The 15,450-nt window shown below is 62.4% G+C and carries 15 protein-coding genes; 9 read left to right on the forward strand and 6 right to left on the reverse strand.

Features of this window, described 5'->3' with window-relative positions; all coding sequences use genetic code 11:
• Positions 1 to 3: 3 nt before the first annotated feature.
• Genes lptB through U0029_RS01515 form a run of 5 tightly spaced genes read right to left on the reverse strand, consistent with a single transcriptional unit; the run spans position 4 to position 3,645 of the window.
• The gene (lptB, locus tag U0029_RS01495) at positions 4 to 783 is read right to left on the reverse strand and encodes an LPS export ABC transporter ATP-binding protein (RefSeq protein ID WP_012418756.1); all 780 of its coding nucleotides are present in this window, start codon (positions 781 to 783) and stop codon (positions 4 to 6) included.
• A gap of 36 nt (positions 784 to 819) precedes the next feature.
• Positions 820 to 1,425, reverse strand: coding sequence for a lipopolysaccharide transport periplasmic protein LptA (gene lptA / locus U0029_RS01500; protein WP_012418755.1), 606 nt, complete (start codon positions 1,423 to 1,425; stop codon positions 820 to 822).
• Positions 1,422 to 2,045 (reverse strand): LPS export ABC transporter periplasmic protein LptC, encoded by a 624-nt coding sequence (gene lptC, locus U0029_RS01505; protein WP_114852154.1) that lies wholly within the window; start codon positions 2,043 to 2,045, stop codon positions 1,422 to 1,424. The genes lptA and lptC overlap by 4 nt, the downstream gene beginning before the upstream one ends.
• 5 nt (positions 2,046 to 2,050) lie before the next feature.
• Complete coding sequence (locus tag U0029_RS01510; protein WP_012418753.1) at positions 2,051 to 2,662, reverse strand: KdsC family phosphatase; 612 nt, start codon at positions 2,660 to 2,662, stop codon at positions 2,051 to 2,053.
• Complete coding sequence (locus tag U0029_RS01515; protein WP_114852155.1) at positions 2,659 to 3,645, reverse strand: KpsF/GutQ family sugar-phosphate isomerase; 987 nt, start codon at positions 3,643 to 3,645, stop codon at positions 2,659 to 2,661. Before U0029_RS01515 ends, U0029_RS01510 begins: the two co-directional genes overlap by 4 nt.
• Positions 3,646 to 3,763: 118 nt before the next feature.
• Here U0029_RS01515 and purT point away from each other — a divergent pair, with 118 nt between their 5' ends.
• The 8 genes from purT to U0029_RS01555 all read left to right on the forward strand — a co-directional run bounded on the left by purT (position 3,764) and on the right by U0029_RS01555 (position 12,753).
• Positions 3,764 to 4,981 (forward strand): formate-dependent phosphoribosylglycinamide formyltransferase, encoded by a 1,218-nt coding sequence (purT, locus tag U0029_RS01520; RefSeq protein WP_012418751.1) that lies wholly within the window; start codon positions 3,764 to 3,766, stop codon positions 4,979 to 4,981.
• A gap of 258 nt (positions 4,982 to 5,239) precedes the next feature.
• Positions 5,240 to 5,812, forward strand: a complete 573-nt coding sequence (locus U0029_RS01525) for a GbsR/MarR family transcriptional regulator (protein WP_039051570.1) — start codon at positions 5,240 to 5,242, stop codon at positions 5,810 to 5,812.
• 56 nt (positions 5,813 to 5,868) lie between these two features.
• Entirely contained in the window at positions 5,869 to 7,446 is a 1,578-nt protein-coding gene (locus tag U0029_RS01530; protein ID WP_114852156.1) for a cytochrome ubiquinol oxidase subunit I, read from the forward strand.
• 17 nt (positions 7,447 to 7,463) lie between these two features.
• On the forward strand, positions 7,464 to 8,615 hold the full coding sequence (gene cydB, locus U0029_RS01535) for a cytochrome d ubiquinol oxidase subunit II (protein ID WP_012418748.1): 1,152 nt from the start codon (positions 7,464 to 7,466) through the stop codon (positions 8,613 to 8,615).
• Positions 8,616 to 8,629: 14 nt separating this feature from the next.
• Positions 8,630 to 8,755 (forward strand): cytochrome bd-I oxidase subunit CydX, encoded by a 126-nt coding sequence (gene cydX, locus U0029_RS01540; protein WP_012418747.1) that lies wholly within the window; start codon positions 8,630 to 8,632, stop codon positions 8,753 to 8,755.
• Complete coding sequence (gene cydD / locus U0029_RS01545) at positions 8,752 to 10,491, forward strand: thiol reductant ABC exporter subunit CydD (RefSeq protein ID WP_114852157.1); 1,740 nt, start codon at positions 8,752 to 8,754, stop codon at positions 10,489 to 10,491. The genes cydX and cydD overlap by 4 nt, the downstream gene beginning before the upstream one ends.
• Position 10,492: 1 nt before the next feature.
• Positions 10,493 to 12,142: a thiol reductant ABC exporter subunit CydC gene (gene cydC, locus U0029_RS01550; protein WP_114852158.1), complete on the forward strand. Its 1,650-nt coding sequence runs from the start codon at positions 10,493 to 10,495 to the stop codon at positions 12,140 to 12,142.
• Positions 12,143 to 12,204: 62 nt separating this feature from the next.
• Entirely contained in the window at positions 12,205 to 12,753 is a 549-nt protein-coding gene (locus U0029_RS01555) for an adenine phosphoribosyltransferase (protein ID WP_012418744.1), read from the forward strand.
• A 26-nt stretch (positions 12,754 to 12,779) separates the two neighbouring features.
• Here the strand turns inward: U0029_RS01555 and U0029_RS01560 are convergent, their stop codons facing one another.
• Positions 12,780 to 13,670: a LysR family transcriptional regulator gene (locus tag U0029_RS01560; RefSeq protein WP_114852159.1), complete on the reverse strand. Its 891-nt coding sequence runs from the start codon at positions 13,668 to 13,670 to the stop codon at positions 12,780 to 12,782.
• 630 nt (positions 13,671 to 14,300) lie between these two features.
• Here U0029_RS01560 and U0029_RS01565 point away from each other — a divergent pair.
• Positions 14,301 to 15,413: a porin gene (locus U0029_RS01565; protein WP_114852160.1), complete on the forward strand. Its 1,113-nt coding sequence runs from the start codon at positions 14,301 to 14,303 to the stop codon at positions 15,411 to 15,413.
• The last annotated feature ends 37 nt before the right edge of the window (positions 15,414 to 15,450 follow it).

The raw sequence follows: 15,450 nt of genomic DNA on the forward strand, positions 1-15,450 counted from the left end.
GGGCTACATGCGGAAGTGTTCGCCCAGATAGACGCGGCGCACCGCCGGATCGCCGACGATTTCATCGGGATGGCCGTTGGTCAGCACCTTGCCTTCGCTGATGATGTAGGCGCGGTCGCAGATGCCCAGGGTTTCGCGCACATTGTGGTCGGTGATCAAGACGCCGATACCGCGGCCTTTCAGAAAGCGCACGATACGCTGGATTTCGATCACGGCAATCGGGTCCACCCCGGCGAAAGGCTCGTCGAGCAAGATGAAGCGAGGATTGGTGGCCAGGGCGCGTGCGATTTCGACGCGGCGGCGCTCGCCGCCCGACAGCGAAATGGCGGTGTTGCTGCGGATGTGGCCGATTTGCAGCTCGTCGAGCAGCGATTCGAGATTTTCCGCGATTTTAGCGGCCGACAAGGCCTTGCCCTGCGCATCGAGCTGCAATTCGAGCACGGCGCGGATGTTTTGCTCGACGGTCAGGCGGCGAAACACCGAGGCATCCTGCGGCAGGTACGACAATCCCATGCGCGCGCGCTTGTGGATGGGCATAGCCGTGATTTCTTTGCCGTCGATCTCGATGCGTCCGGCATCGGCGGGCACCAGACCTACGATCATGTAGAAGCTGGTGGTCTTGCCGGCGCCGTTGGGGCCGAGCAGGCCCACCACTTCGCCGCTTTCTACCGAGAGCGATACGTCCTGCACAACGGTACGGCCGTTATAGGTCTTGCGCAGGCCGGTAGCGCGCAGATTGCCCTGCTGTATCGGGGACAGCGTGGTGGTAGAGGAAGACGTCATGGATCGGAAATCAGTTGCGGTAGTCGGCGCGGGGCCTTATTTTTTCGCGGCGGCTGCGGGCTTTTTGCTGGCGCGGCATTCGGCGATGGCGGCATCCGCCTTGGCGCGCGGCGGCGAGTAGGAGCGGACCCGGCCGCCCGGCGCCGCAGAATTCGGGCCGCCTTCGGCCTGGTAGATGCCGGTCTTCTCGTTATAGCGCACACGGTCGCCGCGGATGGTGTCAAAGGGTTTGCCGCAGATGTAACGCGTCACGACGGCCTGGCCGATAAGATCGAATTGGCTGTTCGTGCCGTCGTAGTCGGCGCGCAGGCCCTCGCCTTCGATGATTTCGAAGGTGTCGGGGCGCTCCTGGCGGATGCGGACCAGTTTGCCCTTGTTGGCGGTCGCTGTGCCGAACTGATTGCCCTTCTGGTCTTCGCGCACCTCGAGCTTATCGGCGTTAAGCGTCATCAGGCCGCGGGTCAGTGCGACATTGCCGGTAAAGACGCTTTGACGTTTGACGTCGTCATATTGCAGCGAATCGGAGAGGATCAGCGTGCTCGGGTCTTCGGGCTTGGCCTGTTGGGCCAGAGCGGGAGCGCACATTGCTGCGGTCAGCAGCAGCGCGCTCATCAGGCGCTGCGCAAACGGAAAGTCAGTCATGGTTTGTTCTGGTTGGGAGTAGAGGGCCCGGCGTTCTGCCTGCGGGATTCGCTGCCAGCGATTTCGACGTCCGTCGAGGCGTGCACTTCGAGCTGCCGCGTTTTGTTGTTGTAACGCATTCCGGTGCCGTTCATGCGCGAATTGCCTTTGATGACCTGAGCCGGCAGGTCGGTGAAGACCAGGTCGTCGTCGGGGATCAGGATGAGTTGCTGGCTGCGCACATCGAGTGCGTCGTTATTGGCGTCCCCGTTGCGGTGGACATGAGCGTCGCCGTTCATGACGACGCGCTTGCCGCCTTCTTCCATGATGGCCGTTTTGGATACCGCGACCGTGACGGGGTTGTTGGCCTGCTGGCCGATCGCGCGCGGCGAAACCACGTGGTAAGAGTCGTCGTCGGGGAAATGCTCGCCGTACACGCCTTCCATGCGATTGATAGGCTTGCCCTGCGCATCGGTGCGCAGCATAACGAAGTCGCGCGACCAGGCGTCTTTCTCGTGCGTGATGCGGCGCGGCGGGTCGATGGGAATGGCCCGCTGCGCATAGTCGGCCGCCCACCAGGTGCTTATCACCAGGGAGACCAGCAGGAACAGCGCAATCAGCGTGGGAAGACGTTCTTTCATGGGGATTACTGGATGGCGCCTGGCCCGCTCAGGACGGCCGACGAATTCAGGAAGGCACCCAGGCGCCCTTGCGAAGCCAGCAGCAGGTCGCAGCATTCGCGCACCGCGCCGCTGCCGCCGGCAAGCGAGGAGACCCAGTGCGCGGCCTGGGCCACATAACCGGGCGCGTTCTGGACGCTGGCCGCAAAACCGGCGCGCTGCATGGCGGGCAGGTCGATGATGTCATCGCCCATATAGCCGGTCTGATCCAGTTGGACAGCCTGACGCTGCGCAAGTTCGGCCAGCGCGCTACCCTTGTCGCGCACGCCTTGCATGACCTCGGCAATGCCCAGCTCGGCCGCGCGGCGGGCGACCACCTGGCTGGAGCGGCCCGTGATGAGCCCGACCTTGATGCCGCTTTCTATGAGCAGGCGCAGGCCATGACCATCCAGGGCATTAAAGCGCTTGAACATTTCTCCGTGCTCGCCGAAGAACAGGCTGCCGTCGGTCAGCACGCCGTCCACGTCGAACACCATGAGCCGCACCGCGGCCGCGCGCTCACGCACCGGTGCCGGAATACGGGCCAGCACCAGGGCTTCGGCAGGATGGGGGAGTCGGGAGGGTATTGTCATTGTCATACCACTTTGGCAGCCATCAAATCGTGCATGTGCAGGGCGCCGATCAGCACGCCGTCATCGTTGATGACCAGCATTTGGCTGAGGCGTTTTTCATCCATGATGCGCGCGGCCTCTACGGCCAGCGCGCCGGGTTCCACGCTACGCGGGTTGTGCGTCATGCCTTCGGCGACGGTCAGACCGCGTACATCGCCCAGGCGTTCGATCAGGCGGCGCAGGTCGCCGTCGGTGAAGATGCCGACCGGGCGCAATTGCGCATCCACGACGGCGGTCATGCCCATGCCCTTGGCGGACATCTCTTCCAGGGCGCGGGACAGGCTGTCGGTGCTGGCGACCGTGGGCAGCGCCTCGCCGTGGCGCATGACATCGCGGACATGGGTCAGCAAACGCCGGCCCAGCGCGCCGCCGGGGTGCGAGCGGGCGAAGTCGTCGGGACCGAAACCGCGGGCTTCCAGGCAGGCCACCGCCAGGGCGTCCCCCAGGGCCAGGGAGACGGTCGTGCTGGCGGTCGGCGCTAGATTGAGCGGACAGGCTTCCTGGACGACGCTGGCGTCAAGATGCACGTCGGCCTGCAAGGCCAGGTCGGATGCCGGATTGCCGGTCAGGGCGATGATGCCCACGCCCAAGCGTTTGGCCACGGGAAGAATGGTCAGCAATTCCTGGCCGGAGCCGGAATAGGAAAGCGCCATCAGCACATCCTGGCTGGTCAGCATGCCGAGATCGCCATGCGCGGCTTCGGCGGCATGCATGAAGAAAGCCGGCGTGCCGGTCGAGGCCAGCGTGGCGGCGATCTTGCGCGCGATATGGCCGGTCTTGCCCAGCCCGCTGACCACCACGCGCCCCTGGCAGGCCAGCAGCATGTCGACGGCGCGCGTGAAGCTGCTATCCAGCCGGGCGGACAGCTCGGTGATGGCCCGGGCTTCGGTCTGCAAAGTGCGGCGCGCCGACGCCAGCGCGTCAGCAGAGGTGGGAACGGGGTGAGTCATGCCTGGATTTTAAACGACAGGGGGGAATTTGCCCCAGGGCAGGCGGCTATGGCATTCTGGCAGCTCATTTTCCGGCGGCGAGTGGCCGCCTTGCGCCCTTTTCCCCAGGTTTTCCGCCATGTCTTCCTTTCCCGCACCGGTGCTAGGCACCCCTCTGTCTCCTTCGGCCACCCGAGTCATGCTGCTTGGCTCTGGCGAATTGGGCAAGGAAGTCATCATCGCCCTGCAACGCCTGGGTGTTGAAGTGATCGCCGTCGATCGTTATGCCGACGCGCCGGGCCATCAGGTGGCCCACCGCGCCCATGTGGTGTCCATGACCGATCCGGCGGCCTTGCGCGCGGTCATCGAACAAGAGCGCCCGCACATCATCGTGCCTGAAATCGAAGCCATCGCCACCGATCTGTTGGTCGAGCTCGAGCAGGAGGGCGTGGCGCGTGTCACGCCGACCGCACGCGCCGCTCGCCTCACCATGAACCGCGAGGGTATCCGCCGCCTTGCCGCCGAAACCCTGGGCCTGCCGACTTCTCCCTACCAATTTGTCGACACCCAGGACGCATTGCAGCAGGCGATTGACGGCGGCATCGGCTATCCCTGCGTCATCAAACCGGTCATGTCGTCGTCGGGCAAGGGGCAGTCGGTCATTCGCGGCCCCGGCGACCTCGACGCCGCCTGGCGCTACGCCCAGGAAGGGGGGCGGGTCGGCGGCGGCCGGGCCATCGTCGAGGGTTTCATCGATTTCGACTACGAAATCACCCTGTTGACCGTGCGCGCCCGTGGGGTGGACGGCCAGATTGAAACGCACTTTTGCGATCCCATCGGTCATAAGCAGGTGGACGGCGATTACGTCGAAAGCTGGCAGCCCCATCCGATGTCGCCAGCCGCCCTGGCGCGGGCCCGGGAAATCGCGCTTGGCGTGACCGGCAATCTTGGGGGGCTGGGCATTTTCGGCGTCGAGCTCTTCGTCGCGGGGGATCAGGTGTGGTTCTCGGAAGTCAGCCCGCGCCCGCACGATACCGGCATGGTCACGATGATCACCCAGGTCCAGAACGAGTTCGAGCTGCATGCCCGCGCCTTGCTTGGCCTGCCGGTCGATACGGCGCTGCGCCAGCCTGGCGCCAGCAGTGTCATTTATGGTGGGCTGGACGGCCGCGGCGTGACCTTCCATGGTGTGGCGCAGGCGCTGGCCGAGCCGGGCACCGATGTGCGGCTGTTCGGCAAGCCCGAAGCCTTCGTGAAGCGCCGCATGGGCGTGGGGCTGGCAGTGGCCGATACCCTGGATGCCGCCCGCGAAAAAGCCAGGCGGGTTTCGGCTGCGGTGTCCGTCAAGGCGGCTTGACGCAGCGCAGCGTTCCCTGATTCGGGCCCGGCTCTTCGCCGGGCCTTTGTTTTTCCCCCTCTGCTATGTGCATCGGATAGCTGCGAAGTCCGATCGCCAGCGCCCGACCTTAAGTTCTCGTTGGTCTTGATTTGCCCGACGCGGCCTCCTTAGCGGAGGCCGCGAGCCGAATCCGAAAACGCAAGAGATGGCTTGCCTTTCTTTTCAGTCAATTCGATAATTTCAGCACTTTCTGAATTTACTGTAACAAAGGTTGTCGTGAACCTCTCTCCGCAGATCGAGCGTTTTGTATTGCATTTCGGTGAAATGGGTAGCCGCTGGGGGGTCAATCGCACGGTTGGCCAGATTTATGCCTTGCTGTTTCTGTCTCCGCGTCCTTTGCACGCCGATGACATCGCCGAGGCCTTGGGTTTTTCCCGCTCCAACGTGAGCATGGGGCTCAAAGAGCTCCAGTCCTGGCGTCTGGTAAAGCTGATGCATCAGGTGGGCGACCGGCGCGAGTATTTCGAAACGCCGAAGGATGTGTGGGAAATCTTCCGCATCCTTATGGAAGAAAAACGCAAACGCGAGATCGATCCGACCTTGACGCTGCTACGCGAGGCCTTGCTAGAGCCTTCGTCTGAGGCGAACGAAGTCCATGCGCAACAGCGCATGCGCGAGATGCTTGAGCTTATTGAACTATCCACGGGCTGGTTCGACGAGGTGCAACGTCTGCCGCCCGAGACCTTGCAAAATCTGATGCGTCTTGGATCAAGAGTTCAAAAAGTGCTGTCTTTTGCCGGTAAGTTACGTGGGCGCTCGGCTGATACGCCCACTAACGTTCAGGAATGAGTCTATGAAAGCTGTCTATACCACTTCCACCTTCAGCTTCGTGTGGGAGCATCGCCATGATTGACATGGATGTTGTCGGCCTGTCGCGTTTTCAATTCGCCGCCACTGCCCTCTATCACTTCCTTTTCGTTCCCCTGACCCTAGGCCTGTCTTTCCTGATCGCCATCATGGAAAGCGTCTATGTCATGACCGGGCGTCAGATCTGGAAGCGCATGACCATGTTCTGGGGCACGCTGTTCGGCATCAACTTCGCCCTGGGTGTGGCCACCGGCGTGGTGATGGAGTTCCAGTTTGGCATGAACTGGTCTTACTACAGCCATTATGTGGGCGATATCTTCGGTGCGCCGCTGGCGCTCGAAGGCTTGATGGCCTTCTTCCTGGAGGCCACCTTCGTCGGCTTGTTCTTCTTTGGCTGGAACCGCCTGTCCAAGGTGTCCCATCTGGTCGTCACCTGGCTGGTGGCGTTGGGCACCAATCTGTCGGCTCTCTGGATTCTGATTGCCAACGGCTGGATGCAAAATCCGGTGGGCGCGGTGTTCAATCCTGACACCATGCGCATGGAGATGACCGATTTTGTTGCAGTGGTGCTCAATCCGGTGGCGCAGGCCAAGTTCGTGCATACCGTCAGCGCCGGCTACGTCTGTGGCGCCATCTTCGTGATGGCGATCAGCGCCTGGTATTTGCTGCGCGGCCGTCATATCGATCTGGCCAAGCGTTCGATGACGGTCGCGGCCAGCTTCGGTCTGGCCTCGGCCTTGTCGGTGGTCGTGCTGGGTGACGAAAGCGGCTACCTCACGACCGAGCATCAGCAAATGAAGATCGCCGCTATCGAGGCGATGTGGCATACCGAGCCTGCCCCGGCTTCTTTCAATCTGATTGCCGTGCCCAATCAGGAGGCGCGCAAGAACGACTTCGCGATTTCTGTGCCCTATCTCATGGGCTTGATCGGCACCCGTTCGCTGACGACGCCGCTGTTGGGGATCGATGATCTGGTCTTGCGCGCCGAAACGCGTATCCGCGACGGTATCGTGGCCAACGAGGCGCTTGAGCGTATCCGCCGCGACCCCAAAGATCAGCAGGCGCGCGAGGTATTTGATCGCACCTGGCAGGATCTGGGTTACGCCCTGCTGCTCAAGCGCTATCAGCCCGACCTGAGCAAGGCGAGCGATGAGGACATTCGTCGTGCGGCGCTCGACACCATCCCCACCGTCGCGCCCCTGTTCTGGGCCTTCCGCCTTATGGTGGCGCTCGGCTTTTATTTCATCGCCTTCTTCGCCGTGGCTTTCTGGCTGTCCATGCGAGGCCGTCTTGCAAGTCATCCGCGGTTTTTGAAAATTGCGCTCTACAGCCTGCCGCTGCCCTGGTTGGCGATCGAAAGCGGCTGGCTGGTGGCGGAGTACGGACGGCAGCCCTGGGTTATCGAGGGGGTGCTGCCGACCTATTACGCGGCCTCGGGCCTGTCCATGGTGGACCTGGCCATCAGTCTGGCCGTGTTCATCGCGCTCTACACCGTGCTGCTCGTCATCGGCATCCGGGTCATGACGCATGCCGTCAAGGCCGGCCCCAAGCCCGACAAGCCCTTGATTCCGGATGGTCGGGCGGGTAGTCCGATCCAAGCCGCTATCGACGCCTGAACCGGAGATTTCATCATATGGATACCTTGATTCCTCTCGATCTGGGCACCTTGCGCGTGATCTGGTGGGTGCTGCTCGGCGCGCTGCTCATCGGCTTTGCCATCATGGACGGCTTTGACCTGGGTGTCGCCGCCTTGCTGCCCTTCGTGGCCAAAAACGATGCCGAGCGCCGCATCGCGATCAACGTCGTGGGTCCGGTCTGGGAAGGCAACCAGGTCTGGCTCATCACGGCAGGCGGCGCAATTTTTGCGGCCTGGCCGCTGCTTTATGCCGCCGCATTTTCGGGCTTTTATCTGGCGATGCTGTTGCTGCTGCTGGCGCTCATCCTGCGGCCGGTGGCCTTTAAATACCGCAGCAAAATGGCGAGCCCGCGCTGGCGCAACAACTGGGATTATGTGTTGTGCGGCTCGGGTCTGGTGGCGTCGCTGGTGTTTGGCGTGGCGATGGGCAATGTCATTCTCGGTGTGCCGCACGATTTCCATGCGGTGACGCTGCGCTCGACCTGGAGCGGGCATTTCTTCCAGTTGTTTACGCCCTTCGCCGTGCTGGCCGGCTTGATCAGCGTATTCATGCTGCTGATGCATGGCGCTGTTCTGCTGGCCTGGCGCACCGAGGACCCGGTCGCCGGACGCGCCCGCCGCTTGGGCCAGATCGCTGCCTTGCTCACGGCCCTGCTGTTCGTCGCAGCTGGCTTCTGGGTGGCCAGGCTTGACGGCTATGTCATCACCAATGCCATCCATCCTGACGGGCCGGCCAATCCCATGATCAAGGAGGTGATTGCCGCGCCAGGCGCCTGGCTGCACAACTTTACCAAGTGGCCGCTGTTCTGGATCGCCCCGGCGATGGGCGTGGCGGGCGCGCTCCTGACCATCGTCTTACTGGCTCTGCGCGTTAACGTGCTATCTTTCCTCACGTCTTCGCTGACACTGACCGGCATTATTCTGACGGTAGGTTTCGCGCTCTTTCCCTTCATCATGCCGTCCGCACTCAATCCCAAGGCCGGCCTGACGATCTGGGATGCGTCGTCCAGCCGTCTCACTTTGTGGGTCATGCTTATCGCCGTAGCGGTTTTCCTGCCTCTCGTGACGCTCTACACCGCCTGGGTGTATCGCGTGATGCGTGGGAAGGTCACGCAGGAATCTATCAGCGACACGCCCAACTCATACTGACCAAGGAAGCGTTCATGTGGTACTTCTCGTGGATACTCGGCCTGGGGCTGGCTTGCACCTTCGCCATTCTTAACGCCATGTGGTTTGAGCTGCGCGAAGGGCAGGCCCACGACCCGCTCAAGCAGCCGGTCAGCAAGTGAGCGGCCGTTCCGGTGTGGAGCACGACCCCTCGGCCGTGCTGCTCAAACTGCCGCCCGAGCAATCGCGCTGGCTGATGTCCCGCAGGCGGCTTGCGGGCCGGGCTATTGGCCTGGCTGCCCTGGCGCCGCTGCTGTCGGGAGGCTTGTTGGTGATGCAAGTCTGGTTGTTGGCTCAGGTCTTGCAGGATGCCATCGCGGGGCAGTTGCCGCGCGCCGAGCTGATTCAGCCTATTGCTCTCATTGCGCTGCTGATCTTGCTGCGCGCCTGTCTGGGCTGGCTGGGCGAGCGCGCCGGCGCCGGCGCGGCCGAGGTCATCAAACGGCAGGTGCGCGAGGCGCTTTTTGCACGACTGCTGGCCAGAGGCCCGCAGTGGTCGCGTGAGCAGGCCTCGGGAGAACTGGCCAGTGCCATGCTCGAACAGGTCGAGGCGCTGGACGGTTTTTTCGCCAAATACATACCTGCGATGGGCGCGGCGGCCATTTTGCCTATTGCCTTCGCGGTCATCGTTTTTCCCATCGATGTGGTGGCGGGTTTGGTGCTGCTGATTTCGGCGCCCTTGATTCCGCTGTTCATGGCCCTGGTGGGCTGGGGCGCCGAAGCCGCGAGCCGCCGCCATTTGCAGGCTTTTGCGCGGCTGTCCGGCTTCTTTGCCGACCGTCTGCGCGGCCTGGCGACGCTGAAACTGTTTGGTCGCGCCGAAGCCGAAGCCGAAAACGTGGTCGAGGCCAGCGAAGCCCTGCGGCGGCGCACCCTGTCGGTATTGCGCATCGCCTTTCTCTCTTCCGCCGTGCTGGAGTTTTTCGCCGCCCTGGGCGTGGCGGGCGTGGCGGTCTATTTCGGCCTGACCTATCTGGGCTATATCGACATCCGCCATTCGCCGCTGACCTTGCAGGCCGGGTTTTTCTGTCTGTTGATGGCGCCTGAGGTCTATGCCCCGCTGCGTCAATTCGCGGCGCATTACCATGACCGCGCGACGGCGCGCGCCGCCGTGCATCAGCTGCATGGCCTGTTCGGCGAACTGCCTGAAACGTTGCCGCCGCTGTCCGGGAGCGCAGCGCAATCGCAGCCCGGCGCCGCCAGCCTCCGCGCGCAAGGCCTGACGCTGCGCATGGCGGGCCGGCCACAGGCTGTGCTCGACACCGTCGATCTTGAGCTCAAGCCCGGCGAGCACGTCGCCCTGATGGGCGAGAGCGGCGCGGGCAAGTCCAGTTTGTTGCAGGTCTTGGGCCGCCTGGGGCCACAGGCTCAGGGCGATCTGTGGCTCGACGGCCGGCCTCTGGCTGAATGGGATGAGGCCGCGCTGCGCGAGCGCGTGGCCTTCATCGGTCAGCGGCCCTATCTGCATGCGGGCACCTTGGCCGATAACATCCGGCTGGCGCGTCCTGGCGCCGATGACGCAGCCGTGCAGGAGGCGGCGCGTCGCGCCTGCGTGCTCGAGTTTACGCAGGATTGGCCTGAAGGTTTGCAAACCCGCCTGGATGGCCGCGGCCGTGGGTTGTCGGGCGGTCAGGCGCAACGCCTGGCGCTGGCTCGCCTGTTTCTGCGCGATCCCGCCATCATTTTGCTGGATGAACCGACCGCGCATTTGGATGAGGATACGCAGGCAAGGGTGCTGGACGAGATTCTGGCCTTTGCCGAAGGCCGCAGTTTGATACTGGCCACCCATGCCGCCAGCGTGGCGCAACGTCTGCCGCGCCAATGGCGTCTGGCGCATGGTCATCTGGAGTGCCGCTGATATGTGGGCTTTGCTGAAATCGCTGTATATCCGGCGCCGGGGCGCACTGCTCGGGGCGTTGGCCTTGTCTTTGCTGACCTTGGCTGCCGGGGTAGGCCTGCTGGGCGTGTCGGGCTGGTTTTTAACCGCTACGGCTCTGGCAGGCGTGGGGGCCGTTTTCAATCTGTTTTTGCCCTCGGCTATGGTGCGCGGGCTGTCTATGTTGCGCATCTGTGCCCGCTATGCCGAACGTCTTTCCAGTCATAGCGCTACCCTTCGCCTCTTGTCGGATCTGCGCGCCTCGGTATTCCGTTCTCTGTTGCGCCTGACGCCCAGGCAGTTGTCGAGCTATCGCGCGGGTGACCTGGTGGCGCGCTTGACGGGCGACGTCGATGCGCTGGACATGGTGTTTCTGTTCGTCATCATGCCGGTGGCGACCGCCTTGGCGGGGGGCGCGATTCTCTGTTTGGTCATGGGTTATCACCTGCCGGCTGCCGGATTGGCCCTGGCCGCAGCGCTTCTGGCGGCCTGTGTCCTGGTGCCCTGGTGGTTGTCGCGCGCCGCTCAAGGGCCGGGCGAGCGTGCTCAGGCTAGCGCGGGCGCCCTGCGTCACGCGGTGCTGGAGGCCGTGGAAGGCCATGTGGACATCGCCGCTCTGCATGCGCAGCGGCAGGCGCGTGAGTATTTCGCCGCGCAATGCCAAGATTTGCAACGGGCCCGTGGTGCGCAGGCGCGTCTGGCTGCGCACGGGCTATGGCTGGTGCAGGTGGCTGCGGGCGCGGCCCTGGTCGGCGTGCTTTGGTTTGGCTTGCACGGCTTGTCCGAGGGTGAGGTGTCCGGGCCCTTGATGGCCGGGCTGGTGTTGGCGACTTTGGGGGTATTCGAGGTGGCGGGCCCCATCATGCGCGGGGTGTCGCGCCTGGGTGCGGCAAGGGCGGCGGCGCGCCGCATTGGCGACCTGACCCGCGCCGAGCCCGATCTGCGCGATCCCGCCGAGCCGCGCCCCTTGCCCGAAGCGGGCGCCTTGGTCGCGCGCGATCTGCATTTTTCCTATCCCGGCCGTGATCGGGCCATCTTGAGCGGCGCCGATCTGCATCTGGCCCCCGGTGAGCGGCTTGCGATTGTCGGCCCCAGCGGCAGCGGCAAATCCACCCTGCTGCATTTGCTGCTGCGTCTGGAAGACCCTCAGCGCGGTTCGGTCAGCTTTGGCGCTTGCGATTTGCGCGAGGCGGCACAGGCCGAGGTGCATCGCCGCATCGCTTTGCTGTCCCAAGATTCGCCGGTATTTCTGGGCAGTTTGCGCAGCAATCTGCTGATCGGTTCTCCCCAGGCTGGCGAAGGCGCGCTGTGGCAGGCCCTGGAAGCCGCGCGTCTGGCCGAGTTTGTGCGTGGCTTGCCCGATGGGCTGGACACCTGGGTGGGTGAAACGGGGGCCGGGCTGTCAGCGGGTCAGGCGCGGCGCTTGTGTCTGGCGCGTGTTTTGCTGACCCAAGCCCCGGTTATCTTGCTCGATGAGCCGACGGCGGGTCTGGATCGTCCCAACGAAGAGGCTTTTCTGGCGGATCTGGCCCATGCCTGCGGCGGCCGTGCCATTGTGTTGGCGACGCACGCCCGTCTGCCTGAAGGGGCAGTGCATCGCAGTTTGTCCTTGATCGACGGCCAATTACGCTGATCTGGCTTCGTGAGCCGGGCGCAGGTATAGTTCGCCTTGCTTTGAACCGGGGGAGTACCATCATGCAGACCGATTACGCCGAAGTTGTCCGGCGCACCATACGCAGCGTTCCCGACTGGCCGGTGCCAGGCGTGACCTTCCGCGATATCACGCCGGTGTTGCAAGACCCCCGCACCTTCCGCGCGCTGGTCGATCTGTTTGTGTACCGCTATATGCGCCAACGGCTGGACCTCGTGGCAGGTGTCGATGCCCGCGGCTTTATTCTGGGCAGCGTGCTGGCCTATGAGCTGAATCTGGGCTTCGTGCCGGTGCGTAAAAAAGGCAAACTGCCTTATCGCACGGTGGCTGAAGAATATTCGCTCGAGTACGGCAACGCCACCGTTGAAATACATACCGACGCGGTGCGTACCGGCCAGCGCGTCTTGCTGGTCGATGATCTGATCGCCACCGGCGGCACCATGGTCGCCGCCATCAAGCTGCTGCAACGCCTGGGCGCCAATGTGGTCGAGGCTGCCGCCATCATTGATCTGCCTTATATCGGCGGCTCGCAGCATATCGCTGAAACCGGCACGCCGCTCTATACCGTCTGTCAGTTCTCGGCAACGGACTGAGCAGCCTGGCTCCATCCAGGCCGCGCTCAGGCTTTCTTGAGCAGGGGCTGGATAAAGTCCAGAAAAGCGCGGGTCTTGGCCGGAATGCGCCGCGAGGGCAGCAATGCAAACAGCGGCACGGGCGTCAAGCTCCATTCCGGCAGCACCCGCACCAGGCCGCTTTCCGACACGGCCTGTTCCATTGCATCGAATACCAGCAGGGGCGTGATGCCCATTCCATGCGCAGCCATGCGCCCCAGCATGCCCAGATTGTTGGCGGCCAGACGGCCGTTCACCTGTACGCGCTCCACTTTATCGCCCGAGTGCAGCATCCAATAGGAGGCAGGTTCACCCAGTGTGGTGCGCAGGCATTCGTGGTGGCCCAGGTCCGAAGGCACACGCGGTTCACCGTATTGAGCGAGATAGGCCCGCGAGGCGTAGAGCTGTTGCGCCATCAGCACGATCTGTTTGGCGATCAGGCTGGAGTCGGGCTGGGCGCCAAAGCGCAGCACCAGATCGAAAGGGTTGCTGATGGGATCAATAGGCCGCAGGCTCAGATCGAAATCGCATTCGATGTCGGGATACTGATCGCGGAAATTGCGGATCACCACGGGCAGAAACAACTGCGCCAGGCTGGTCGGCATGGAGATTTTCAGCCGGCCCTTGGGGTGGGCCGCCATATCTTGCAACTGCTCATGCGCCACGCGGGCTTCTTCCACGATATGACGGCAGCGCTCGAAATACACCATGCCGGCTTCCGTCAGATCGATGCGACGCGTGCTGCGGTTAAGCAGTTTCATGCCGATGTTGCGCTCCAGTTCGCTGACCCGGCGCGACAGGGTGGATGTCGGGATATTCAGCGCTTCAGCGGCGTGGCTGAAGTTCTTGCGCTTGGCGACCTCGACGAACAAGGCGATGTCGTTGAGCGGGATATCCATGTGCATTCTCGGAATGGTTACGGCTGGCCCTTCATATCATACGTGGCCTGATTTTTCCGTACATGGAAATCTGCTTTGCAGATCCACCAGGACAGAACTACAGCGATTCATGAGTGAGATAGCTTGGATTCTTTTAGTGTGCTTAAGATTCTTCCATTAATGGAAAAGTATCCTCGGAATCGGCATGTCGCCGCATTGGGCTGCCGCCACGCTCTGCCGGCGGCACGCTTTTGCCATCGAAGTGCTCGCTTGCCATGCGGAACCCGGCCTTGTTTGACGTGAAATTACAACAAAAAATACAGGGAAAAAACATCAATTTCAGAGACGCCCGCCGCGCTGTGTAAGCAAGTTTTTGAGGACATCATGGTCTGGGCATGCCTCGGAAATATCGCCTTCTCCTGGGAGAAAGGCCGAAATTTTGATTCCAATATTGGGATTATCAGCGATTAGTAAGCTTTATTTACTCATTAATGGAAAGGTATTCGCCAAAACAAGGGTTATTCCTAGGCGAGTCGCAGTCGACACTGTGTTTGTGCGCGCCGCGCTGTCGCTTCTGAAGCGCCAGCGTTGACGCTTCAGAAGCGTAGCGCGCGCAAGCCTTCTCCAGTCCTTCCGCAATGGGAACTCATTATGAAAAAGACGCTATTGGCTATGGCGCTGTTGGCCGGCTTCGCCGGCACGGCGCAGGCTGCTGACTCGGTCACGCTGTATGGTTTGATCGACGCCGGTATCGGTTACGAGCAAGTGAAATTCAAGGGCGAAAAGCAAAGCCGCGTGGGTGGCGTTCAAGGCGTGAGCAGCGGTTCGCGTTTTGGCATGCGGGGCGTGGAAGACCTGGGCGATGGCCTGCGCGCGGTGTTCACGCTGGAAGCCGGTTTCGGCCCCCTGAATGGTGAGTCTGCTCAGAATGGCCGCTTGTTTGGCCGCCAAGCCACCGTGGGCCTGGACAGCGATAACTGGGGCCGCCTGGAATTTGGCCGTCAGACCAATATTGCCTCGAAGTTCCTGGGTTCGATCGACCCCTTCTCGCTGAGCTATAACACGGCCAATCTGGGCACGACGTTCAGCAGCGCCAACACGATGCGCCTGGACAACATGGTGCTGTATCAAACGCCGAACATGAACGGCTTTAAGTTTGGCATTGGCTATTCCTTCAATGCCGACGACACGCAAGACGACAACGGTCGTTCGGGCTTCCAGATCAATGACAACAACCGTGTGCTCACCACCGGCGTTCAATACCTGAACGGTCCGCTGAACGTAGCCTTGGCCTATGATCACATGAGCCTAAGCAACAACCTGACGGGCGGCAAGAAGGCGGATTCTGTCGATGCCTACGTCCTGGGCGCGTCGTATGATTTCGAAGTGGTCAAGCTGGCTGGCGCTTTCGGCCAGACCCGCGACGGCTGGTTCGTCGGCCAGAATCTGGGCACGACCCCGGATGGCATGAACAAGTTCGGTTCCTTCGTCGGGGCCGATGGTTTTCGCGCCAATTCCTATATGGTCGGCGCCACCCTGCCTCTGGGCCGCAGCTCGGTGTTCGGTTCCTGGCAGCGTGCTGCACCGAACAATAGCAAGCTGACGGGCGACGATGCCACGACCAATGTGTACAGCCTGGGTTACACCTATGACCTGAGCAAGCGCACCAATCTCTACGCCTACGCTGCTTACGCCGACAACTATGCCTTCCAACGTGATGCGAAGGATACGGCCGTCGCGGTGGGTATGCGTCACCGGTTCTAAGTGTCGTAGACGTCCGGCATCAATTTGAAGGAATTCG

It is taken from the genome of Bordetella avium, from assembly GCF_034424645.1.
In the GTDB taxonomy this organism is placed as follows: domain Bacteria; phylum Pseudomonadota; class Gammaproteobacteria; order Burkholderiales; family Burkholderiaceae_B; genus Bordetella; species Bordetella avium.